General features: G+C 53.1%; 25 protein-coding genes. 8 read left to right on the forward strand and 17 right to left on the reverse strand.

All coding sequences use genetic code 11. The features are described 5' to 3' along the window. From tuf to fkpA, 9 genes are all read right to left on the reverse strand, one after another. Positions 1-826, reverse strand: an 826-nt coding sequence (tuf, locus tag J4645_RS18310; protein ID WP_094964311.1) for an elongation factor Tu, incomplete at its 3' end; no start/stop codon positions are given. A gap of 71 nt (positions 827-897) precedes the next feature. Further along, complete coding sequence (gene fusA / locus J4645_RS18315) at positions 898-3,012, reverse strand: elongation factor G (protein WP_000124693.1); 2,115 nt, start codon at positions 3,010-3,012, stop codon at positions 898-900. A 96-nt stretch (positions 3,013-3,108) separates the two neighbouring features. Then, complete coding sequence (gene rpsG / locus J4645_RS18320; RefSeq protein ID WP_001138043.1) at positions 3,109-3,579, reverse strand: 30S ribosomal protein S7; 471 nt, start codon at positions 3,577-3,579, stop codon at positions 3,109-3,111. A 95-nt stretch (positions 3,580-3,674) separates the two neighbouring features. After that, the gene (gene rpsL, locus J4645_RS18325) at positions 3,675-4,049 is read right to left on the reverse strand and encodes a 30S ribosomal protein S12 (protein ID WP_000246815.1); all 375 of its coding nucleotides are present in this window, start codon (positions 4,047-4,049) and stop codon (positions 3,675-3,677) included. Positions 4,050-4,174: 125 nt separating this feature from the next. After that, the gene (gene tusB, locus J4645_RS18330) at positions 4,175-4,462 is read right to left on the reverse strand and encodes a sulfurtransferase complex subunit TusB (RefSeq protein ID WP_000903398.1); all 288 of its coding nucleotides are present in this window, start codon (positions 4,460-4,462) and stop codon (positions 4,175-4,177) included. Positions 4,463-4,469: 7 nt separating this feature from the next. Continuing rightward, positions 4,470-4,826, reverse strand: a complete 357-nt coding sequence (gene tusC / locus J4645_RS18335) for a sulfurtransferase complex subunit TusC (protein ID WP_001646490.1) — start codon at positions 4,824-4,826, stop codon at positions 4,470-4,472. Next, entirely contained in the window at positions 4,826-5,212 is a 387-nt protein-coding gene (gene tusD, locus J4645_RS18340) for a sulfurtransferase complex subunit TusD (RefSeq protein WP_017442189.1), read from the reverse strand. The genes tusC and tusD overlap by 1 nt, the downstream gene beginning before the upstream one ends. Further along, a complete protein-coding gene (locus tag J4645_RS18345; RefSeq protein ID WP_000091471.1) occupies positions 5,212-5,934 on the reverse strand; it encodes a transcriptional regulator in 723 nt (240 codons plus the stop codon). The genes tusD and J4645_RS18345 overlap by 1 nt, the downstream gene beginning before the upstream one ends. 276 nt (positions 5,935-6,210) lie before the next feature. Beyond that, entirely contained in the window at positions 6,211-7,029 is an 819-nt protein-coding gene (fkpA, locus tag J4645_RS18350; protein ID WP_000838225.1) for an FKBP-type peptidyl-prolyl cis-trans isomerase, read from the reverse strand. Between the two features lie 219 nt (positions 7,030-7,248). Here fkpA and J4645_RS18355 point away from each other — a divergent pair, with 219 nt between their 5' ends. Beyond that, positions 7,249-7,467: a protein SlyX gene (locus J4645_RS18355; RefSeq protein ID WP_001152701.1), complete on the forward strand. Its 219-nt coding sequence runs from the start codon at positions 7,249-7,251 to the stop codon at positions 7,465-7,467. A gap of 188 nt (positions 7,468-7,655) precedes the next feature. On the opposite strand, the gene slyD is transcribed toward J4645_RS18355, so the two are convergent. The 4 genes from slyD to kefG form a co-directional block, all read right to left on the reverse strand. Further along, a complete protein-coding gene (slyD, locus tag J4645_RS18360) occupies positions 7,656-8,246 on the reverse strand; it encodes a peptidylprolyl isomerase (protein ID WP_000861341.1) in 591 nt (196 codons plus the stop codon). Between the two features lie 94 nt (positions 8,247-8,340). Then, complete coding sequence (locus J4645_RS18365; RefSeq protein ID WP_001007735.1) at positions 8,341-8,541, reverse strand: YheV family putative zinc ribbon protein; 201 nt, start codon at positions 8,539-8,541, stop codon at positions 8,341-8,343. A 10-nt stretch (positions 8,542-8,551) separates the two neighbouring features. Further along, positions 8,552-10,357, reverse strand: coding sequence for a glutathione-regulated potassium-efflux system protein KefB (kefB, locus tag J4645_RS18370; RefSeq protein ID WP_023136948.1), 1,806 nt, complete (start codon positions 10,355-10,357; stop codon positions 8,552-8,554). Continuing rightward, a complete protein-coding gene (gene kefG / locus J4645_RS18375) occupies positions 10,357-10,908 on the reverse strand; it encodes a glutathione-regulated potassium-efflux system ancillary protein KefG (RefSeq protein ID WP_000081820.1) in 552 nt (183 codons plus the stop codon). Before kefG ends, kefB begins: the two co-directional genes overlap by 1 nt. A 265-nt stretch (positions 10,909-11,173) precedes the next feature. Here kefG and J4645_RS18380 point away from each other — a divergent pair, with 265 nt between their 5' ends. Beyond that, positions 11,174-13,081: an ABC transporter ATP-binding protein gene (locus tag J4645_RS18380; protein ID WP_208208999.1), complete on the forward strand. Its 1,908-nt coding sequence runs from the start codon at positions 11,174-11,176 to the stop codon at positions 13,079-13,081. A 15-nt stretch (positions 13,082-13,096) separates the two neighbouring features. Further along, entirely contained in the window at positions 13,097-13,318 is a 222-nt protein-coding gene (locus J4645_RS18385; protein WP_001054030.1) for a LysR family transcriptional regulator, read from the forward strand. A 1-nt stretch (position 13,319) separates the two neighbouring features. On the opposite strand, the gene J4645_RS18390 is transcribed toward J4645_RS18385, so the two are convergent. After that, the gene (locus tag J4645_RS18390; protein ID WP_000047689.1) at positions 13,320-13,631 is read right to left on the reverse strand and encodes a monooxygenase; all 312 of its coding nucleotides are present in this window, start codon (positions 13,629-13,631) and stop codon (positions 13,320-13,322) included. A 197-nt stretch (positions 13,632-13,828) separates the two neighbouring features. On the opposite strand from J4645_RS18390, the gene J4645_RS18395 reads away from it, so the two are divergent. Genes J4645_RS18395 through J4645_RS18405 form a run of 3 tightly spaced genes read left to right on the forward strand, consistent with a single transcriptional unit; the run spans position 13,829 to position 16,032 of the window. Beyond that, complete coding sequence (locus J4645_RS18395; protein ID WP_001214114.1) at positions 13,829-14,896, forward strand: hydrolase; 1,068 nt, start codon at positions 13,829-13,831, stop codon at positions 14,894-14,896. Then, the gene (locus J4645_RS18400) at positions 14,893-15,111 is read left to right on the forward strand and encodes a YheU family protein (RefSeq protein WP_000586568.1); all 219 of its coding nucleotides are present in this window, start codon (positions 14,893-14,895) and stop codon (positions 15,109-15,111) included. Before J4645_RS18395 ends, J4645_RS18400 begins: the two co-directional genes overlap by 4 nt. Before the next feature lie 51 nt (positions 15,112-15,162). Continuing rightward, a complete protein-coding gene (locus J4645_RS18405; protein WP_001274690.1) occupies positions 15,163-16,032 on the forward strand; it encodes a phosphoribulokinase in 870 nt (289 codons plus the stop codon). 95 nt (positions 16,033-16,127) lie between these two features. Here the strand turns inward: J4645_RS18405 and J4645_RS18410 are convergent, their stop codons facing one another. Further along, on the reverse strand, positions 16,128-16,532 hold the full coding sequence (locus J4645_RS18410) for an OsmC family protein (protein WP_001148919.1): 405 nt from the start codon (positions 16,530-16,532) through the stop codon (positions 16,128-16,130). Between the two features lie 307 nt (positions 16,533-16,839). Between J4645_RS18410 and crp the strand changes: the two genes are divergently transcribed. Together crp and J4645_RS18420 are read left to right on the forward strand one after the other, a co-directional pair. After that, the gene (gene crp / locus J4645_RS18415) at positions 16,840-17,472 is read left to right on the forward strand and encodes a cAMP-activated global transcriptional regulator CRP (protein ID WP_000242758.1); all 633 of its coding nucleotides are present in this window, start codon (positions 16,840-16,842) and stop codon (positions 17,470-17,472) included. 48 nt (positions 17,473-17,520) lie between these two features. After that, positions 17,521-19,608 (forward strand): YccS/YhfK family putative transporter, encoded by a 2,088-nt coding sequence (locus tag J4645_RS18420; RefSeq protein ID WP_000269311.1) that lies wholly within the window; start codon positions 17,521-17,523, stop codon positions 19,606-19,608. A gap of 42 nt (positions 19,609-19,650) precedes the next feature. Here J4645_RS18420 and J4645_RS18425 read toward each other — a convergent pair whose 3' ends face one another. Beyond that, on the reverse strand, positions 19,651-20,868 hold the full coding sequence (locus J4645_RS18425) for an aspartate aminotransferase family protein (RefSeq protein WP_023215161.1): 1,218 nt from the start codon (positions 20,866-20,868) through the stop codon (positions 19,651-19,653). Between the two features lie 85 nt (positions 20,869-20,953). Further along, positions 20,954-21,517, reverse strand: coding sequence for an aminodeoxychorismate synthase component 2 (pabA, locus tag J4645_RS18430; RefSeq protein WP_000601879.1), 564 nt, complete (start codon positions 21,515-21,517; stop codon positions 20,954-20,956). Between the last annotated feature and the right edge of the window lie 14 nt (positions 21,518-21,531).

The following is a 21,531-nucleotide window of genomic DNA, read 5'->3' on the forward strand; positions in this document are numbered from 1 at the left end:
CTACGTTCTCACCGGCACGGCCTTCGTCCAGCAGTTTGCGGAACATTTCAACGCCAGTACAGGTAGACTTCTGAGTCTCTTTGATACCAACGATTTCAACTTCTTCGCCCACTTTGATGATACCGCGTTCTACACGACCGGTAACAACGGTACCACGACCGGAGATGGAGAATACGTCTTCGATCGGCAGCAGGAACGGCTTGTCAATCGCACGCTCTGGTTCCGGGATGTAAGAATCCAGGAAGCCAGCCAGTTCGATGATTTTCGCTTCCCACTCTGCGTCGCCTTCCAGCGCTTTCAGAGCAGAACCACGAACGATCGGAGTGTCGTCGCCCGGGAAGTCGTACTGAGACAGAAGTTCACGAACTTCCATTTCAACCAGTTCCAGCAGCTCTTCGTCATCAACCATGTCGCATTTGTTCAGGAACACGATGATGTACGGAACGCCTACCTGACGACCCAGCAGGATGTGCTCACGGGTCTGCGGCATCGGGCCGTCAGTCGCAGCAACAACCAGGATCGCGCCGTCCATCTGAGCAGCACCGGTGATCATGTTTTTAACATAGTCGGCGTGCCCCGGGCAGTCTACGTGTGCGTAGTGGCGGGTCGGGGTATCGTATTCAACGTGAGAAGTGTTGATGGTGATACCACGCGCTTTTTCTTCCGGAGCGTTATCGATCTGGTCGAATGCACGAGCAGCACCGCCGTAGGTTTTAGCCAGTACGGTGGTGATTGCAGCGGTCAGGGTAGTTTTACCGTGGTCAACGTGGCCGATGGTGCCGACGTTAACGTGCGGTTTTGTACGTTCAAATTTTTCTTTAGACACGGCTATATTCCTTACTATAGCGCTCTCCCCTTCAGGAGAGAGCACGGGATTTTGGTTTTTAACCCTGCGGCTTATTTACCACGGGCTTCGATTACGGCCTGAGCAACGTTGTTCGGCGCATCATCATACTTCAGGAATTCCATAGTGTACGATGCGCGACCTTTGGTCAGAGAACGCAGCTGAGTTGCATATCCGAACATTTCAGACAGCGGTACTTCAGCGTGGATCTTAACGCCTGTAACTTCAGATTCCTGACCTTTGAGCATACCACGACGGCGGCTAAGGTCGCCGATAACGTCACCGGTATTCTCTTCAGGTGTTTCTACTTCAACCTTCATGATCGGCTCAAGCAGAACTGGTTTTGCTTTCTTAAAGCCTTCTTTAAAGGCGATAGACGCAGCCAGTTTAAACGCCAGCTCAGAGGAGTCAACGTCATGGTAAGAACCGAAGTGCAGACGCACACCGAGATCAACTACCGGATAACCCGCCAGCGGGCCAGACTTCAGCTGCTCCTGGATGCCTTTATCAACGGCCGGGATGTATTCGCCAGGAATTACACCACCTTTGATGTCGTTGATGAACTCGTAACCTTTCGGGTTAGAGCCCGGCTCCAGCGGGTACATGTCGATAACAACATGACCATACTGACCGCGACCACCAGACTGTTTCGCGTGTTTACCTTCGATGTCGGTAACTTTCGCGCGAATCGCTTCGCGGTAAGCAACCTGAGGTTTACCCACGTTAGCTTCAACGTTGAATTCACGCTTCATACGGTCAACGATGATATCCAGGTGAAGTTCACCCATACCAGCGATGATGGTCTGGTTAGATTCTTCGTCAGTCCATACGCGGAATGACGGGTCTTCTTTCGCCAGACGGCCCAGAGCCAGACCCATTTTTTCCTGGTCAGCTTTGGTTTTCGGTTCTACCGCGATGGAGATTACCGGCTCAGGGAATTCCATACGTTCCAGAATGATCGGGTTTTCCGGATCACACAGGGTGTCACCGGTAGTCACGTCTTTCAGGCCGATAGCAGCCGCGATGTCGCCCGCGCGAACTTCTTTGATCTCTTCACGTTTGTTGGCGTGCATCTGAACGATACGACCGAAACGCTCACGTGCGGTTTTCACGGAGTTCAGTACGGTATCACCAGAGTTAACCACACCGGAGTACACACGGAAGAAGGTCAGGTTACCCACAAACGGGTCGGTAGCGATTTTGAACGCCAGCGCAGAGAACGGCTCGTCGTCGCTTGCGTGACGCTCAGCCGGAGTATCTTTACCGTCGTCCAGAATACCGTTGATCGCAGGTACGTCTACCGGGGATGGCAGGTAATCAATTACCGCATCCAGCATCGCCTGAACACCTTTGTTCTTGAATGCAGAACCACAGGTTACCAGGATGATTTCGTTGTTCAGAACGCGCTGACGCAGAGCTTGTTTGATCTCTTCTTCAGTCAGTTCTTCACCACCCAGGTATTTTTCCATCAGCTCTTCAGAAGCTTCTGCGGCGGACTCGATCAAGTTCTGGTGCCATTCGTTAGCCAGGTCCTGCATGTCAGCCGGGATATCTTCGTATTCGAAGGTAACGCCCTGGTCGGCATCGTTCCAGTTGATGGCTTTCATTTTCACCAGGTCAACAACGCCGGTGAAACCTTCTTCAGCACCAATTGCCAGCTGCAGCGGAACCGGGTTCGCGCCCAGACGGGTTTTGATCTGACCAACAACTTTCAGGAAGTTCGCGCCCATGCGGTCCATTTTGTTAACGAACGCAATGCGCGGAACTTTGTATTTGTTTGCCTGACGCCATACGGTTTCAGACTGCGGCTGAACACCACCAACTGCGCAGTAAACCATTACCGCACCATCGAGAACACGCATGGAACGTTCTACTTCGATAGTGAAGTCAACGTGCCCCGGGGTGTCGATGATGTTGATGCGATGCGGTTCATACTGCTTAGCCATACCAGACCAGAATGCAGTAGTCGCTGCGGAGGTGATAGTAATACCACGCTCCTGCTCCTGCTCCATCCAGTCCATGGTAGCTGCGCCGTCATGAACTTCACCGATTTTGTGGTTTACACCGGTGTAGAACAGAATACGTTCGGTAGTAGTGGTTTTACCGGCGTCGATGTGCGCACTGATACCGATATTACGGTAGCGTGCGATGGGTGTTGTACGAGCCATTTGATTCCTCGTTGATATCTTTAGGCGTTCAGTTAAGTTATCCAAAACGGGCGACTTACCTGAAGCGCCCGCCTGGTGACTATGACTCCGAAGGGATTACCAACGGTAGTGTGCGAACGCCTTGTTGGCTTCTGCCATACGGTGAACGTCTTCACGTTTCTTAACTGCAGTACCTTTGTTTTCTGCAGCGTCAGAAAGTTCGTTCGCCAGGCGCAGAGCCATGGATTTATCACCGCGTTTACGAGCAGCTTCTACGATCCAACGCATTGCCAGAGCATTACGACGGACCGGACGGACTTCAACTGGTACCTGATAAGTAGAACCACCTACACGGCGGGATTTAACTTCTACAGTCGGGCGAACGTTTTCGAGAGCGACTTCGAAAGCTTCCAGTTCAGATTTACCAGAACGCTGAGCCAGGGTCTCCAGCGCGCTGTATACGATTGATTCTGCAGTAGATTTTTTACCATCTACCATCAGGATATTGACAAATTTAGCCAGCAGTTCTGATCCGAACTTCGGATCCGGCAGAATTTTACGCTGACCAATGACGCGACGACGTGGCATGGAAATACTCCGTTGTTAATTCAGGATTGTCCAAAACTCTACGAGTTTAGTTTGACATTAATTTAAAACGTTTGGCCTTACTTAACGGAGAACCATTAAGCCTTAGGACGCTTCACGCCGTACTTAGAACGAGCTTGCTTACGGTCTTTAACGCCGGAGCAGTCAAGCGCGCCACGAACGGTGTGGTAACGAACACCCGGGAGGTCTTTAACACGACCGCCACGGATCAGGATCACGGAGTGCTCCTGCAGGTTGTGACCTTCACCACCGATGTAGGAAGTCACTTCAAAACCGTTAGTCAGACGAACACGGCAAACTTTACGCAGTGCGGAGTTCGGTTTTTTAGGAGTGGTAGTATATACACGAGTACATACGCCACGTTTTTGCGGGCATGCTTCCAGCGCAGGCACGTTGCTTTTCGCAACTTTGCGAGCACGTGGTTTGCGTACCAGCTGGTTAACTGTTGCCATTAAATAGCTCCTGGTTTTAGCTTTTGCTTCGTAAACACGTAATAAAACGCCCTCACACAATATGAGGACGCCGAATTTTAGGGCGGTGTCGAAAAGGTGTCAAGAAATATACAACGATCCCGCCATCACCAGGCCATCTGGTTGGCATACTTAACCGTGAGTCTGACAAACTCAGTATAGTCAACCCTGACGACACTGTCTGAAATTTGACCACCCAGGCCGCGGGCGTCAATGTCTTCTTTCAAGGCATAGACCGTTATGGGGGCATCACGCAGACTTTCAAGGAAGCGGTTACCTTCAATCGCGACGGTAACGCCATCCTGGAGCAGCAAAAGCGCATCGCCCTCTTTTAGCAGGCGCAGCAAAGCGGGAAAATCAACGCCCGAGGCGCAATGAGGTAAGGTATGCAGCATAAACGCCTCAGAATCTCAGGATGACATCATAGTTGCCAAGCTCGCGGCGTAACGCTACGGGTTCCAGCGGCGTGGCGTCTACCACAAAATTAACGTTCTCCAGACCACGCTCGCGCAGCGATGCCGCGCAGATCCAGCATTGATCAATATCGTACAAATCAAAGAGCTTGAAAGTAGCAATATAGTTACGCGCCAGCACAGCGTCTGGTTTTTGTCCCGGTAATAACTGAAAGACGCCATCGCTGATAAAAAAGACGCCCAGCGCTTCCGTTAGCGCTGACGTCGCCAGCAGCGCATCCAGTCCTTCACGGCCTGAGGCGCTGCCGTGCGGCGCGGTGGAAAAGACAAATGCAATACGTTTCATTAAAACTGCACCACCCGATCGCAGGTGAGAGATGCCTCCGCCAGCGCGCCCAGTCCGCTTAGCGTAAAGCCCGGCTGAAGATTGGCGGACGGCAACGCCAGTCTGCCAGCTTCAGTTTCATCAATAATACCGCGACGAAGCGCCGCCGCGACACAGATGTTCAGCGCTACGCCATGCTGCGTATTCAATGTCTGCCAGGCGCGTACCAGATCATATTCATCGCTCGCCGGCGAGGTCAGGAGATTGGCGTTATAGACCCCTTCCCGATAGAAAAAGACGCTGGCTAACTCATGCCCCTCATTGAGCAGCGCGTGGGCGAACTGCAATGCGCTGCTGGCCTGCTGGGTGCCATATGCCGGCCCGGTGACCATAATGGCATAACGCATTATTTATCCTGCCCCTGAAAATCGCCGCTTTTGAACTGGCGAATATAGAGGTAAACCGTGTGTTTTGAGATATTCAGACGATCGGCTACCTGGTTAATGGCGTCTTTAATATCGAAAATGCCTTTTTCGTACAGGTTAAGGACGATCTGACGATTTTTCGCATTGTTAGAGACATTACGATCGGCATTCACTTCTTCGATCGTGAACTCCAGCGTCTGGGTGACTAAATCTTCGACTGAGGAGGCAAAATTAACCGCTGAGCCGACTTCCGGCGTTTCCGGCGGAATAAAGGTATTCATAATCTGTGAAAATGGCACATCAAGATTCATGTTGATGCACAGTAGACCAATGACGCGCTGCTCGCGGTTGCGAATGGCAATCGTCAACGACTTCATCAAGACACCGCTTTTCGCGCGCGTAAAATAGCATTTCGACACGCTACTGTCCGCCCCTGTCATGTCGTGCAACATGCGCAACGCCAGGTCGGTAATCGGCGAGCCAATTTTACGGCCCGTATGTTCGCCATTGGCAATACGAATGGCTGAACATTTTAGATCCTGCAAAGAGTGCAATACGATTTCACAATGGGAACCTATAAGCATCGCTAACCCGTCCACTACCGCTTCGTAGGATTTCAGAATATCGAAGTCGGTTTGCTCGAAGGGACGCTGATCCAGCAAATCAAGTTCACTGGTTTCGTTGGTTAAAAGCGACCTGGACATGAAAAAAAACACTCCTTTTCAGGAGCCTGTCGTTATGTTTTCAGGGCAGGCTCATTATTTACGCGGATGATTAAATTAATACAGTGAGGGTTCATCTTTCCAGTACTAATTTGTTCGTCTATTTCAGGCTACGTGTGCGTTGGCGGTCATTCAGCCTACGGTCTCGCCCTTAACGACCAGCGCAAGCGCCGTTATCCGCAAATCAAATTATGGTGAGTAATATATCCGGCCTGCATAAAAAAAACCGCCGCTATTACAAGCGGCGGCTCTCAGTTTTTATTTTTTAGCAGCATCTGCGGCTTTAGCGTCAGCCGCATCGGCAGGTTTAGCATCCGCTTTCGGCGCTGGTTTGATATCCAGCAGCTCTACGTCGAATACCAGGGTGGAGTTCGCCGGGATACCCGGAACGCCCGTTTTACCGTAGGCCAGCGCCGGTGGGATAACCAGCTTGATCTTGCCGCCTTTCTTAATATTTTTCAGGCCTTCAGTCCAGCCAGGGATAACGCCGTCCAGACGGAAGGAGAGCGGTTCGCCGCGCGTGTAAGAGTTATCAAACTCTTTACCGTCGATCAGCGTACCTTTGTAGTTCACCACAACGGTATCGCTATCTTTCGGCGCCTCGCCTGTGCCTTCTTTCTCTACTTTGTAAAGCAGACCGGTAGAGGAGGTTTTCACGCCTTTCTCTTTAGCAAAAGCGTCGCGGAACGTTTTACCTTTTGCTTCGTTATCGGCAGCGTCTTTTTCCATCTTCGCCTGAGCAGCGCTCTTCACGCGTGCTTCAAACGTCTGCAGCGTTTGCTCAATTTCCTGATCGGACAGTTTGCTCTTATCGGCAAAGGCATCCTGAACGCCGGCAATCAACTGATCTTTATCCAGTTTGATGCCCAACTTTTCCTGCTCTTTAAGCGAATTTTCCATGTAACGACCCAGCGAGGCGCCCAGCGCATAAGCCGCTTTTTGATCGTCGTTTTTAAATGCTGCTTTGCTATCAGCGGTAGCTGCCGGTTTCGCCGCATCAGCAGCAAAAGTGATCGGTGCATGCATAGCAACGGCCATCGTAGTTGCCAGCAGCGTGGCTTTAAACAGTGATTTCATCCATATCTCCAGGGCCGGGGCATCTCGCCCCATGTTAACTTACGTAAGAAGCGTACTATAAATCGTTGCAGAACAAATCAACATACGAACACGCCCTATTATCACTTCTTTTCAGACTCTTTTTGTTTAAATTAGTTTCGTAGGGCGCGTAATGGTTGCTGTGAAAGCCGGTAAAGTTAAGTAGAATCCGCCGACGGAGACAACATAAAGAGGTACATCATGCAGGATATCACGATGGAAGCTCGTCTGGCTGAACTGGAAAGCCGTCTGGCGTTCCAGGAGATTACCATAGAAGAACTAAACCTGACGGTAACCGCACATGAAATGGAGATGGCGAAGCTGCGCGATCATCTGCGTTTGCTCACGGAAAAGTTAAAAGCCAGTCAGCCGTCAAATATCGCCTCTCAGGCAGAAGAAACGCCGCCGCCGCATTATTGAGACGAAAAAAAAGCGGGGTTAACCCGCTTTTTTTGTGCCCGATGATTTATCGAACCAATGATAATACCCTAAGGATTTCGAGTCACAGCAAGGCGGCAAGCTTGAAAATTCCCCGGGAGCATAGATAACTATGTGACCGGGGTTTGAAAGCGTAGCCAACACCGCGGTGGCTTGAAAGACGACGGGGATTAGTGGCAACCGCAGCCGCCTTTACCACCGCCACCGCAGCAGCCTTCGCCGCCGTGCTCGTGACCATGGTCATGACCATGACCGCCACAGCAGCCGTCTTCACCGTGATCGTGGTGGTGATCGTGCGCGCCGTGAACATGACCGTGAGCCAGTTCTTCTTCAGTCGCTTCACGAATCGCAACAACTTCGACGTTAAATTTCAGATTCTGGCCCGCCAGCATGTGGTTACCATCAACCACAACGTGATCGTCTTCCACTTCGGTAATCTCTACCGGTACCGGGCCCTGGTCGGTTTCAGCCAGGAAACGCATCCCTACCTGCAGTTCATCAACGCCCATAAAGACGTCTTTAGGCACACGCTGCACCAGATTTTCGTCATACTGGCCGTAAGCGTCGTTCGCGCCAACAGCGACATCAAATTTGTCGCCAACTTCATGGCCTTCCAGCGCGGTTTCCAGACCAGAGATCAGGGAGCCGTGACCGTGCAGGTAATCCAGCGGCGCACTCACCGGAGACTCATCAACCAACACACCGTCTTCTGTACGTACCTGATAGGCCAGGCTGACCACCAGGTCTTTTGCTACTTTCATGATATCTCCTGAGCATGGGAAGAATAGTGGCGCAGATTGTAGCGGAATTCTGCAGCCGTGTACCCCTTAGCTTAAAAAAACCTGCGGCATATCGCTAGTCCGGATGAAAAATCCCGATCACTTGCTCTTCTTTGCGAACATGCTCGCGAACGTCTTTATCCGCTTCCCGCATTTGATGCCCGCACTTAACGCATTCAACAATATCGACATTATTTTCACGCCACATCGCCATTGTATCCTGCGCCTGACAGGCCGGACATTTCGCGCCTGCAATAAAACGTTTACGGATTGCCATTGTTTTACCCCTACTCAAATTCATCCCAGCCATCCAACTGGCGCCGTTCCTGTTGCATTTCGCGCTGAAAAATCTCCTCCAGTTCGCGTCGGGCCTCTCTGGCGCGCGAAATCTGTACCATGTCGCTATGCTCCGGGATCAGCTCCCGCAACATTCGCATATCCAGCCGACGAAAATGCAACTGCGCGCGTTGCGCCTGATGCGGATGCATACCTAACGACACCAGAGTTTTACGTCCCAATTCCAGCGCGCTGGAAAACGTTTCACGGGAAAACTGCGTGACGCCAGCCTGTAATAACTCATGGGCCTCCACACGTCCACGCGCTCGCGCAAGAATATGCAGATGAGGAAAATGCTGCTGACACAGCGCCACCAGCTTCATCGTGTCTTCCGGTTCATTACACGTGATGACTATCGACTCCGCCGCCTCCGCGCCCGCAGAACGCAGCAGCTCGACTTGTGCAGCGTCGCCGTAATACACTTTATAACCATATTTGCGCATCAGATTAACGGCGCCGATATCGCGTTCCAGCACGGTGATACGCATCTTATTCGCCATCAATAAGCGAGCGATCACCTGACCAAAACGGCCAAAGCCGACGACAATCACCTGGGGCTTATCATCTTCAACCCACGGCTTTTCATCATTCTCTTCCGGGCCATTAAGACGGCGCGATAACCACTTATCAATCCCTTTCATCAGTAGCGGCGTGGTCATCATTGATAACGTGACAGTCACCAATAATAACGCCATCTGATCGCCCTGAAACAGGCGCTGAGAAGAGGCGGTAGAAAAGAGCACAAAAGCGAACTCGCCCCCCTGACTCAGCACGCTGGCAAACTGCATCCGTTCAGAACTTCTTATTCCATATAGCCGCGCCAGCAGATACAGCGTCAGCATTTTTATGGCGACCAGAATAACAACGCTCGCCGCCACCCACAGTAAATGGGTATAAAGTACGCCGAGATTTAGCGACATACCGACGGAGATAAAGAACAGCCCAAGCAGTAAACCTTTAAAGGGATCGATAGCGTTTTCCAGCTCATGCCGGTATTCGCTCTCTGCCAGTAAAACGCCGGCAATGAAGGTTCCCAGGGCCATCGACAGTCCCAGCGCGTCCATAAATAAGGCGGCGCTCAACACCAGCAACAACGTCGCGGCAGTGAAGACCTCCCGCACGCCGGACGCAGCAATAAAACGAAATACCGGGCGCAACAGGTAACGACCGCCAATCAGCATTACCGCGAAGGCCAATACCTTCATTGCCACTTTAAACCAGTCGAAATGCTCGTCGGCCGATCCCGCCAATAAAGGCACCAACGCCAGCGCGGGGATCACCGCTAAATCCTGAAACAGTAAGACGGAAAACCCTAACTGCCCGGACTCGCTACGGTTCATGCCTTTCTCGCGCATCAGTTGTAGCGCCATCGCCGTCGAAGACATCGCCAGGCCAATCCCGCCGACGACCGCCGCCTGCCATAAGAAATCAGCAAGCATCAATAACCCCGCCAGCACCGCCGCGCTTAACAGCACCTGAGCAGCGCCGACGCCGAAGATAGAGCGCCGTAGTTGCCAAAGCCGGGACGGATTGAGTTCGAGACCAATGATAAACATCAGAAACACGACGCCCAGTTCGGAAAAGTGCAGGATCTCGTCAACGTCGCTGATAAATCCCAGCCCCCACGGACCGATGGCGATTCCCGCCAGCAAATACCCTAGCACCGCGCCGATGCCCAGCCTGGCCGCCAGCGGCACCGCCGCCACCGCCGCGAAGAGAAACAACACTCCCGCTGTCAATAAATCAGCACCTTCCATCAATAGCCTCCCGCGCTCACAGGATTCGCCAGCCACTCGCCATAGGCTTTCGCATGACTGGCCAGCGTCTGCGGCGACTGGCGCCGCGCCCAGTACACAATAATGGGCGGCATCCAGTGCATCCGGCACATGGCCGCGGTCAGTTCAAAGGGGCGCAGTACATCGCTCATTGGATAGCGGTTTAGCGCGTCATACCGGTAAGCGCTCTCCGGCTCGCCGGTCGTAATCACGCTACGCCAGTACTTTCCCACCAGTTGGTTTCCCCCTGGTCCGCTGGCGAACCCCCGACTCAAAACGCGATCAAGCCATTCTTTCAGTAAAGCCGGACAGCTATAGGTGTAAAGGGGATGCTGAAAAACAATGACGTCGTGCTCACGTAACAGGGCTTGTTCATAGGGCGTGTCGATAAAAAAATCAGGATAGCGCGCATAAAGATCGTGCACGGTTACGTTATTGTGCTGTATGGCCGGTTTAAGCAGTACCCGGTTAGCAACCGAGTCCTGAGATTCCGGATGGGCATACAACAGCAAGACTTTCGCTGGCTGAGACATCAATCCCCCTCCCGGTTGTTTTGGGTCGATACATGCCATTCTTCGGGCCGCTTCTACGTTGACAGCGTTTGTTCAACTCAGGAACGTACTCTATGTCCGCCGCTGGGGATTAATGAGAGATATTCTTGTCCCTCACCAAAGGCGGCCTGAATGATTTTGTGTATCGTTGTTGTTTTGAGCTACCATTGCGCTCCAGCGCGGCGGTACGCCCGAATATTACATTATCATAATGATAAATTAACATAGTCTGAACATACGGCGCCTTATGATTGTTTTCTCCTCGTTACAAATTCGTCGCGGCGTGCGCGTCCTACTGGACAATGCCTCGGCTACCATTAATCCAGGCCAGAAAGTCGGCCTGGTGGGTAAAAACGGCTGCGGTAAATCTACCCTGCTGGCATTGCTAAAAAATGAAATCAGCGCCGATGCCGGGAGTTTTACCCTGCCCGGAACCTGGCAATTAGCGTGGGTGAATCAGGAAACACCTGCGTTGCCTCAGCCAGCGATTGAGTATGTCATTGACGGCGACCGTGAATACCGGCATCTGGAGGCGCAGCTTAACGACGCCAACGAACGTAACGACGGACATGCTATCGCCTCCATACATGGCAAGCTGGACGCCATCGACGCATGGACCGTTCGTTCGCGCGCCGCCAGCCTGCTACACGGTCTCGGCTTCTCTAACGATCAGCTGGAACGTCCGGTCAGCGACTTTTCCGGCGGCTGGCGGATGCGCCTTAACCTGGCCCAGGCGTTGATTTGCCGTTCCGATTTACTGCTGCTCGACGAACCGACCAACCACCTCGATCTGGATGCCGTTATCTGGCTGGAAAAATGGCTGAAGAGCTATCCAGGCACCCTGATTCTGATCTCCCACGATCGCGATTTTCTTGACCCGATAGTGGATAAAATTATCCATATCGAACAGCAGACTCTGTTCGAGTACACCGGCAACTACAGCGCGTTTGAAGTTCAGCGCGCCACGCGCCTGGCGCAACAGCAGGCGATGTATGAGAGCCAGCAGGAGCGTGTGGCGCATCTGCAAAGCTACATCGACCGTTTCCGCGCCAAAGCGACCAAGGCCAAGCAGGCACAAAGCCGTATCAAGATGCTGGAGCGTATGGAGCTGATTGCGCCAGCTCATGTCGACAACCCGTTCCATTTCAGCTTCCGCGCGCCGGAAAGCCTGCCGAACCCGCTGCTGAAGATGGAAAAAGTCAGCGCAGGTTATGGCGATCGCATCATTCTGGAATCCATCAAGCTGAACCTGGTGCCCGGCTCACGTATCGGCCTGCTGGGCCGCAACGGTGCGGGGAAATCGACGCTGATCAAGCTGCTGGCGGGCGAACTGGAACCGTTGCACGGTGAAATTGGCCTCGCCAAAGGCATTAAGCTCGGCTACTTCGCCCAGCACCAACTGGAGTTCCTGCGCGCCGATGAATCCCCGTTGCAGCATATGGCGCGTCTGGCGCAGCAGGAACTGGAGCAGAAGCTGCGCGACTATCTCGGCGGCTTCGGTTTCCAGGGCGACAAAGTAACGGAAGAGACGCAACGTTTCTCCGGCGGCGAGAAAGCGCGCCTGGTACTGGCGCTGATCGTCTGGCAGCGTCCAAATCTGCTGCTGCTCGATGAACCGACCAACCACCTGGATCTCGACATGCGTCAGGCGCTCACCGAAGCGCTGATTGATTTTGAAGGCGCATTGGTCGTCGTGTCGCACGACCGCCACCTGATTCGCTCCACCACTGACGACCTCTATCTGGTGCACGACAAAAAGGTCGAACCGTTCGACGGCGACCTGGAAGATTATCAGCAGTGGCTGAGCGACGTGCAGAAGCAGGAAAACCAGGCCGACGACGCGCCGAAGGAAAACAACGCCAACAGCGCCCAGTCACGCAAAGATCAGAAGCGTCGCGAAGCCGAGCTACGCACTCTGACGCAGCCGCTGCGTAAAGAGATTACCCGTCTGGAAAAAGAGATGGAAAAGCTCAACGCCCAACTGGCGCAGGCGGAAGAGAAACTCGGCGACAGCAGCCTGTATGACCCCAGCCGTAAAGCGGAGATGACCGAGTGTCTGCAACTGCAGGCCAGCGCCAAATCCGGGCTGGAAGAGTGTGAAATGGCATGGCTTGAGGCGCAGGAGCAGCTTGAGCAAATGATGCAGAACGACTAACGCGCGGGGCGGACGATGAACCTGTCAATCACCGATGACATTACCTTCCGCAAGCTCACCATCTTCATGATGTTTGTGGAGAAAGGTAACATCGCCCGCACCGCCGAGGCGCTGAACACGCTGGAAGAGAACGTTCGTTGTCCGCTGTTCGTCCATAAAGGCCTCTTCGGTACTCGTCCCGATATAAAGGTTACCGTTGCGGTCGGCAGCACCGGAACAGAAGCCTGCGTTATGTGATTTAGCGGCAAAGGTTGCCGTGATTTATTTTCGTCAGCGCGTCGTTCACGCCAAATAATTTAAACGTCACCTCATCAACGCCAAGATTTTTCAGACGCGCAGTGTGTTTTTTAATATAAGCCTGCGCCGTTTCTTCGGATTCAAACAAGTAAATGCCGCCAGCTTGCTGGTTTTTCTCGCTTTCTGTCCAGATTTTCCAGATGAAGCCCGGCTCCTCATTGATAGACTCCGCCAGCCCGACCAGTTGCTGAGTCATCTCCTCGCCAAAAGGGCCGCTAAAGTTAAAATGGATCTGTAAAAGTGTTTTCGACATGCCTTCTCCTTGAGTCACATAACTATCGTGTTGCCACACTACCACGATTAATTCGGCTGATGCAGAGGTTCACGCGATTTCTGTGGGGTATTGCGCGCGCCTTGCATACCGCCCCCTCTGGGGAAATGAGGCGCAATTTTATTTCGCCAGACGACCAATTGAACGTAAAATCACATATTGACTAATCTGTGAACCTTATGCGCGGTATAGTATTGTTTCCAATTATCAATTGTTCTGGTGCTATGGTTGAGATCACGTCCACAGAAATGACCCCGCCTGTCAATGACTCGCATGAATTTATTCCCATGCGTGGCATTCGTAATCGCCATTTACAAACTATGCTGCCGCGCTTAATCCGCCGCAAAGTGAAGTTCAACGCCCACTGGCAGCGGCTGGAGCTACCGGACGGCGATTTTGTCGATCTGGCATGGAGCGAAGAACCGCAACAGGCAAAGCATAAACCGCGGCTGGTGGTCTTTCACGGTCTGGAAGGCAGCCTGAACAGCCCCTATGCCCACGGGCTGATTGAGGCGGCGCAAAAGCGCGGTTGGCTGGGCGTGGTGATGCACTTTCGCGGCTGTAGCGGCGAACCCAACCGTCTGAATCGTATTTACCACTCCGGTGAAACGGAGGACGGAGCCTGGTTTTTACACTGGTTACAGCGGGAGTTCGGCGCCGTTCCGACAGCCGCCGTGGGCTATTCGCTCGGCGGTAATATGCTGGCGTGCCTGCTGGCGAAAGAAGGCCGCGATATTCCCATCGAGGCGGCGGTGATTGTTTCTGCGCCTTTCGTTCTCGAAGCCTGTAGCTACCACATGGACAAAGGGTTTTCCCGCGTCTATCAGCGTTATTTGCTTAATCTGTTAAAAGCGAATGCGTCACGCAAGCTGGCGGCGTATCCCGGGTCGCTGCCGGTGAATCTGGCGCAACTGAAATCAATGCGCCGAATTCGCGAGTTTGACGACCTGATCACCGCGAAAATTCACGGCTTTGCCGACGCCATCGACTACTATCGTCAGTGTAGCGCCATGCCGTTGCTTAACCAGATTGCTAAACCGACGCTGATTATTCACGCTAAAGACGATCCGTTTATGGATCATCATGTGATCCCTAAAGCGGAAGATCTGCCCCCGCAGGTGGAGTATCAGCTGACTGAGCATGGCGGACACGTAGGATTTATCGGCGGTACGCCGCTGCGCCCTGAAATGTGGCTGGAACGCCGAATTCCTGACTGGCTGACAACGTACCTGGAGGCGTCATCATGATCATTCCCTGGCAGGGGCTCGCCCCCGACACGCTGGACAACCTGATCGAAAGCTTTGTGTTGCGCGAAGGCACCGATTATGGTGAACATGAACGTTCGCTTGAACAAAAAGTCGCTGACGTAAAACGCCAACTGCAATCCGGCGAGGCCGTGCTGGTATGGTCTGAATTACATGAAACGGTCAATATTATGCCGAAAAAGCAGTTTCGCGAATAAAACGCCTTTGCCGACAATACATTATTACTAAAGCTCAATCATGGAGTTGCCATGTCAGCCAAACATCCGGTGATAGCAGTAACAGGGTCAAGCGGCGCGGGGACCACCACCACCAGCCTCGCGTTTCGTAAAATTTTCGCGCAGTTAAATCTGCACGCCGCCGAGGTGGAAGGCGACAGTTTTCATCGTTACACCCGCCCGGAAATGGACATGGCGATCCGCAAAGCGCGTGACGCCGGGCGGCATATCAGTTATTTCGGGCCTGAAGCCAATGACTTCAGCCTACTGGAACATACCTTTATTGAGTACGGGCAGACGGGTAAAGGCCAGTCGCGTAAATATCTGCATACCTATGATGAAGCCGTACCGTGGAATCAGGTTCCCGGCACGTTTACCCCCTGGCAGCCGCTTCCCGAACCGACCGATGTGCTGTTTTATGAAGGACTGCACGGCGGCGTCGTCACCCCGCAACATGATGTCGCGCGTCATGTTGATCTGTTGGTTGGCGTGGTGCCTATCGTCAACCTCGAGTGGATTCAGAAACTAATCCGCGACACCAGCGAGCGCGGACACTCCCGTGAAGCGGTGATGGATTCCGTGGTGCGTTCCATGGACGACTACATCAATTACATTACGCCGCAGTTCTCGCGTACCCATATCAACTTCCAGCGCGTGCCGACCGTCGATACATCCAATCCGTTCGCCGCAAAGGGTATTCCCTCGCTGGATGAGAGTTTTGTGGTGATCCATTTTCGCAACCTGGAAGGGATCGATTTTCCCTGGCTCCTGGCGATGCTCCAAGGCTCGTTTATTTCTCACATTAATACATTAGTGGTGCCGGGCGGCAAAATGGGGCTGGCGATGGAGCTGATTATGTTGCCGCTGGTGCAGCGATTAATGGAAGGCAAAAAAATCGAATAACCGCGGTGAAATGCCCGATGGCGCTACGCTTATCGGGCCTACGAGATAAAAACGGGTAGGCCGGATAAAGCCACGCCGCCATCCGGCATCACATGTTACGCCGCAATCACTTCATACGAATGGGTAATATTGACCGCTTTTTCCAGCATTAGCGCCACCGAGCAATATTTTTCCGCGGAGAGATCGACAGCGCGCGCGACGGCAGCCTCTTTCAGATCGCTGCCGGTAACGATAAAATGCAGATTAATGTGCGTAAACAGGCGCGGCGCGTCTTCCCGGCGCTCGGATGTCAGCTTCACTTCGCAGTTGGTGACATTCTGACGGCCCTTTTGCAGGATTGATACCACATCAATAGCGCTACATCCGCCAGCCGCCATTAATACCATCTCCATCGGACTCGGCGCTTTGTCACCGGAGTTGCCATCCATTAAAATCTGGTGGCCGGAGGAGGACTCTCCGAGGAACGTGAGCCCTTCAACCCACTTTACACGCGCTTGCATATTTCGTAACTCCAATGTTTCAATTTTCCTGAAAGATTACGCGCATACAACAAAAGTCGCAATGGAAGGCGACCTGGGTCATGCTGAAGCGAGACACCAGGAGACACACGGCGAAAGCTATGCTAAAACAGACAAGATGCTACAGTAATACATTGACGTACTGCATGTATGCAGAGGACATCACATTACAGGCTACAATCTATTTTCGTAGCCCCCTTCCCAGGTAGCGGGAAGTATATTTTTGCAACCCCAGAGACAGTGCCGTTTTCTGGCTCTGGAGACAGCTTATAACAGAGGATAACCGCGCATGGTGCTTGGCAAACCGCAAACAGACCCGACTCTTGAATGGTTCTTGTCTCATTGCCACATTCATAAGTACCCGTCAAAGAGCACGCTGATTCACCAGGGTGAAAAAGCAGAAACGCTGTACTACATCGTTAAAGGCTCCGTGGCAGTGCTGATCAAAGATGAGGAAGGGAAAGAAATGATCCTTTCTTATCTGAATCAGGGTGATTTTATTGGTGAACTGGGCCTGTTTGAAGAAGGTCAGGAACGCAGCGCCTGGGTACGTGCGAAAACCGCATGTGAGGTCGCTGAAATTTCCTACAAAAAATTTCGCCAATTAATCCAGGTCAACCCGGATATTCTGATGCGCCTCTCTTCCCAGATGGCTCGTCGCTTACAAGTCACCTCTGAAAAAGTAGGTAACCTCGCCTTCCTTGACGTCACCGGGCGTATCGCTCAGACGCTGCTGAATCTGGCGAAACAGCCCGATGCCATGACGCACCCGGATGGGATGCAGATCAAAATCACCCGTCAGGAAATCGGCCAGATCGTCGGCTGCTCCCGCGAAACCGTTGGTCGTATTTTGAAAATGCTGGAAGATCAAAACCTGATCTCCGCGCATGGCAAGACCATCGTCGTCTACGGCACCCGTTAATTCCGTCAGAATGGCGCGTTTTATCATGCGCCATTTTTGTTTGCATCGATGTGGCGAAGACTGATTTATCACCCAGAGATTAATTACGCACTACGGCAAACGCTGGTGCTGTGCCTGCCTGTGGCTGTCGGTTTATTGATAGGCCAACTACACCTGGGCTTGCTTTTCTCTCTCGTTCCCGCCTGCTGCAACATTGCAGGTCTGGATACCCCGCACAAACGCTTTTTTAAACGCCTGATCATCGGCGCGTCGCTGTTCGCCGGATGCAGTCTGGTAACGCAACTTCTGCTGGCGGAATCCATCCCCCTGCCGTTGATCCTGACCGGGCTCACGCTGGTGCTTGGCGTGACGGCGGAAATTAGCCCGCTTCACGCGCGGCTACTGCCAGCGTCGCTGATTGCCGCCATCTTTACCCTGAGTCTTGCGGGATACATGCCCGTCTGGGAGCCGCTGCTCATTTATGCGCTGGGCACGCTATGGTACGGCGTGTTTAACTGGTTTTGGTTCTGGCTATGGCGCGAACAGCCGCTGCGCGAGTCATTGAGTTTGTTATACCGTGAACTGGCCGATTATTGTGAAGCGAAATACAGCCTGCTCACCCAACATATCGATCCGGAAAAAGCGCTGCCTCCCCTGCTGATACGCCAGCAAAAAGCGGTCGATCTCATTACCCAGTGTTACCAACAGATGCATATGCTTTCGGCGCACAACAATAATGATTACAAGCGTCTACTGCGGGCTTTTCAGGAAGCGATGGATTTGCAGGAGCACATCTCCGTCAGCTTGCATCAGCCGGAAGAGGTACAGAAACTGGTAGAACGCAGCCATGCGGAAGAGGTGATTCGCTGGAATGCGCAAACGGTCGCCGCCCGCCTGCGCGTGCTGGCGGATGACATTCTTTATCATCGTCTGCCGACGCGCTTCTCCATGGAAAAACAGATTGGCGCTCTGGAGAAGATCGCCAATCAGCATCCTGAAAATCCGGTAGGCCAGTTCTGCTATTGGCACTTCAGTCGAATCGCCCGTGTGCTGCGTACTCAGCGGCCGCTGTACGCCCGCGACCTGATGGCCGATAAACAGCGTCGCCTGCCGCTACTTCCGGCGCTGAAAAATTATATGTCTCTAAAATCGCCGGCGCTACGCAATGCCGGACGCATCAGCGTGATGATGAGCATCGCCAGTCTGATGGGCAGCGCGTTGCACCTGCCTAAACCGTACTGGATCCTCATGACAGTGCTGTTTGTCACCCAAAACGGCTATGGCGCGACGCGCGTACGTATTCTGCATCGTTCGGTCGGAACGCTGGTCGGCCTGGTGATTGCCGGCGTCACGCTGCACTTACATATTCCCGAAAGCATTACGCTGGCGGTCATGCTGGTACTAACGCTGGCAAGTTATCTGATTATTCGTAAAAACTACGGCTGGGCGACGGTCGGCTTTACGGTGACGGCGGTATACACCATCCAGTTACTGACGTTAAACGGAGAGCAGTTTATTGTGCCGAGGCTGATCGATACGCTGATTGGCTGTTTAATTGCCTTTGGCGGCATGGTCTGGCTGTGGCCGCAATGGCAAAGCGGGCTATTACGTAAAAACGCCCATGATGCGCTGGAAGCCGATCAAGAAGCTATCCGACTGATCCTCAGTAACGATCCGCAAGCCACCCCGCTCGCTTATCAAAGAATGCGGGTCAACCAGGCGCATAACACGTTATTCAACTCGTTAAATCAGGCAATGCAGGAACCCGGGTTCAATACCCACTATCTGTCGGATATGAAACTGTGGGTCACGCACAGCCAGTTTATTGTCGAGCATATCAACGCCATGACGACGCTGGCGCGGGAACACACCATGCTGACGCCGGATCTGGCGCAGCGCTATCTGGAATCTTGCGAGATTGCAATTCAGCGCTGCCAGCAGCGCCTGGAGTACGACAGGCCAGGCGGCTCCGGCGATGTCAATATTCTGGAGTCGCCGGACATGCCGTCACATGGCTTATTGAGCACTCTGGAACAACATTTACAGCGCATCATTGGCCATCTGAACACCATGCACACCATTTCGTCGATGGCCTGGCGTCAGCGTCCGCATCACGGTATCTGGCTGAGTAAGCGGCTACGGGATACAAAAGGTTAAGTCCGACTGCCGGATGCGCTACGCTTATCCGGCAATCCGCCATCAGGCCACCACGTTCCCTACCGCCTGCGCAAAGCGCTGCATTCCTTCATTGATATCCGCCTCTTCCACCACCAGCGACGGGGCAAAACGCATCACGTCGGCTCCGGCATTGAGCACCATCACGCCGGCCTCCGCGCCTGCGTACAGAAAATCGCGCGCCCGACCTTTGTACTCCGGCTTCAGTTCTGCGCCAATCAGCAGCCCCATGCCGCGAATATCGCTGAAAATGTCAAATTGCTCGTCAATCGCCTGCAAATGTTGCACAAACTGTTGCCGCTTAGTGTGAATGCCTTGTAGTACCTCTGGCGTATTAATAATATCGAATGCCGCGCCAGCCACCGCACAGGCTAGCGGATTGCCGCCATAGGTTGAACCATGCGAACCGACATGGAAGGCCGAGGCGATCTCCTGCGTGGTCAGCATGGCGCTCACCGGAAAACCGCCGCCTAACGCTTTGGCGCTGGTGAGGATATCCGGCGTGACGCCGTAGTGCATATAAGCAAACAGGTCTCCGGTGCGCCCCATCCCGCACTGCACTTCATCAAACACCAGCAACGCCTGATGCTTGTCACACAGGTCGCGTAACCCTTTGAGGAATTCCGGTGTAGCCGCCTGCACGCCGCCTTCACCCTGAATCGGCTCGACCACCACCGCGCAGGTGTGGTCATCCATTACCGCTTTCACCGCATGGAGATCGTTGAAGGGAACGTGAATAATATCGGCGGGTTTCGGCCCAAAGCCGTCGGAATATTTTGGCTGCCCGCCGACAGAGACGGTAAACAAGGAACGGCCATGAAAGGCGTTATGGAAGGCAATGATTTTCGTTTTGAACGGGCTATGGCGCACGCAGGCATAATGACGCGCCAGTTTAAAAGCGGTTTCGTTCGCTTCGGTGCCGGAATTCATAAACAGCACGCGCTCGGCAAACGTGGCGTCGATCAGTTTACGTCCCAGACGCAACGCCGGTTCATTGGTAAAAACGTTACTGGTATGCCACAAGGTTTCCCCCTGGGATTTCAGCGCCTCGACCAGTGCCGGATGGCAATGGCCCAGCGCAGTCACTGCAATCCCGCCGGCGAAATCGATATACTCTTTGCCCTGCTGATCCCATACGCGGCTGCCTTTACCTTTGACCGGAATAAAGTCCGCCGGTGCATAAACAGGCAGAATCACCTCATCAAAAGTTGCGCGCGTAATAGCCGTTTGTTCAGTTGCCATATCATTACCACCCGGTTAAGTAGAAACGCCAGTGAAATTATAATCACAAAATATGAATAAAAAATCACTCAATAGCAACCACAAATCAACGCCGGAGGAAATTTTCCAGCAGAGCGTGTCCTTGTTCGCTGAGAATACTTTCCGGGTGGAACTGCACGCCTTCCAGATCCCACTCGCGGTGGCGAATGCCCATAATCTCCTGCGTTTCACTCCAGGCGGTGATCTCAAAACACTCTGGCAACGTGGCAGGGTCGACAATCAGCGAGTGGTAACGTGTCACGGTTAACGGGCTGGGCAATCCCCGAAACACGCCCTGTCCATTATGCGTAACAGGTGACGTTTTACCGTGCATCACTTTCGCTGCCCGCACCACCGACGCGCCAAAGGCCTGCGCCATCGCCTGATGACCCAGGCAAACGCCCAGCATCGGAATACGTCCGGCATAATGGCGGATAACCGCCAGTGAAATGCCAGCGTCATTTGGCGTACAGGGGCCAGGAGAGATAACGATTTTTTGCGGGTTCAAAGCGTCAATGTGCGCCAGCGTCAGCGCATCATTGCGCCGGACCTGCACTTCCGCGCCCAGTTCACAAAAATACTGGTAGAGGTTCCAGGTAAAGGAATCATAGTTATCGATAAGCAGGATCATGGCGGCTCCGGGTC

Origin of the sequence: Salmonella sp. 32082101201600294FB01SM01 (assembly GCF_017572865.1) — a bacterium.
Taxonomy (GTDB): Bacteria; Pseudomonadota; Gammaproteobacteria; order Enterobacterales; family Enterobacteriaceae; genus Salmonella; species Salmonella enterica.

Coding starts and splice junctions, on each gene's coding strand:
- fusA (WP_000124693.1), bottom strand. CDS start 3,012: ATGGCTCGTACAACACCCATCGCACGCTACCGTAATATCGGTATCAGT.
- rpsG (WP_001138043.1), bottom strand. CDS start 3,579: ATGCCACGTCGTCGCGTCATTGGTCAGCGTAAAATTCTGCCGGATCCG.
- rpsL (WP_000246815.1), bottom strand. CDS start 4,049: ATGGCAACAGTTAACCAGCTGGTACGCAAACCACGTGCTCGCAAAGTT.
- tusB (WP_000903398.1), bottom strand. CDS start 4,462: ATGCTGCATACCTTACCTCATTGCGCCTCGGGCGTTGATTTTCCCGCT.
- tusC (WP_001646490.1), bottom strand. CDS start 4,826: ATGAAACGTATTGCATTTGTCTTTTCCACCGCGCCGCACGGCAGCGCC.
- tusD (WP_017442189.1), bottom strand. CDS start 5,212: ATGCGTTATGCCATTATGGTCACCGGGCCGGCATATGGCACCCAGCAG.
- J4645_RS18345 (WP_000091471.1), bottom strand. CDS start 5,934: ATGTCCAGGTCGCTTTTAACCAACGAAACCAGTGAACTTGATTTGCTG.
- fkpA (WP_000838225.1), bottom strand. CDS start 7,029: ATGAAATCACTGTTTAAAGCCACGCTGCTGGCAACTACGATGGCCGTT.
- J4645_RS18355 (WP_001152701.1), top strand. CDS start 7,249: ATGCAGGATATCACGATGGAAGCTCGTCTGGCTGAACTGGAAAGCCGT.
- slyD (WP_000861341.1), bottom strand. CDS start 8,246: ATGAAAGTAGCAAAAGACCTGGTGGTCAGCCTGGCCTATCAGGTACGT.
- J4645_RS18365 (WP_001007735.1), bottom strand. CDS start 8,541: ATGGCAATCCGTAAACGTTTTATTGCAGGCGCGAAATGTCCGGCCTGT.
- kefB (WP_023136948.1), bottom strand. CDS start 10,357: ATGGAAGGTGCTGATTTATTGACAGCGGGAGTGTTGTTTCTCTTCGCG.
- kefG (WP_000081820.1), bottom strand. CDS start 10,908: ATGTCTCAGCCAGCGAAAGTCTTGCTGTTGTATGCCCATCCGGAATCT.
- J4645_RS18380 (WP_208208999.1), top strand. CDS start 11,174: ATGATTGTTTTCTCCTCGTTACAAATTCGTCGCGGCGTGCGCGTCCTA.
- J4645_RS18385 (WP_001054030.1), top strand. CDS start 13,097: ATGAACCTGTCAATCACCGATGACATTACCTTCCGCAAGCTCACCATC.
- J4645_RS18390 (WP_000047689.1), bottom strand. CDS start 13,631: ATGTCGAAAACACTTTTACAGATCCATTTTAACTTTAGCGGCCCTTTT.
- J4645_RS18395 (WP_001214114.1), top strand. CDS start 13,829: ATGCGCGGTATAGTATTGTTTCCAATTATCAATTGTTCTGGTGCTATG.
- J4645_RS18400 (WP_000586568.1), top strand. CDS start 14,893: ATGATCATTCCCTGGCAGGGGCTCGCCCCCGACACGCTGGACAACCTG.
- J4645_RS18405 (WP_001274690.1), top strand. CDS start 15,163: ATGTCAGCCAAACATCCGGTGATAGCAGTAACAGGGTCAAGCGGCGCG.
- J4645_RS18410 (WP_001148919.1), bottom strand. CDS start 16,532: ATGCAAGCGCGTGTAAAGTGGGTTGAAGGGCTCACGTTCCTCGGAGAG.
- crp (WP_000242758.1), top strand. CDS start 16,840: ATGGTGCTTGGCAAACCGCAAACAGACCCGACTCTTGAATGGTTCTTG.
- J4645_RS18420 (WP_000269311.1), top strand. CDS start 17,521: ATGTGGCGAAGACTGATTTATCACCCAGAGATTAATTACGCACTACGG.
- J4645_RS18425 (WP_023215161.1), bottom strand. CDS start 20,868: ATGGCAACTGAACAAACGGCTATTACGCGCGCAACTTTTGATGAGGTG.
- pabA (WP_000601879.1), bottom strand. CDS start 21,517: ATGATCCTGCTTATCGATAACTATGATTCCTTTACCTGGAACCTCTAC.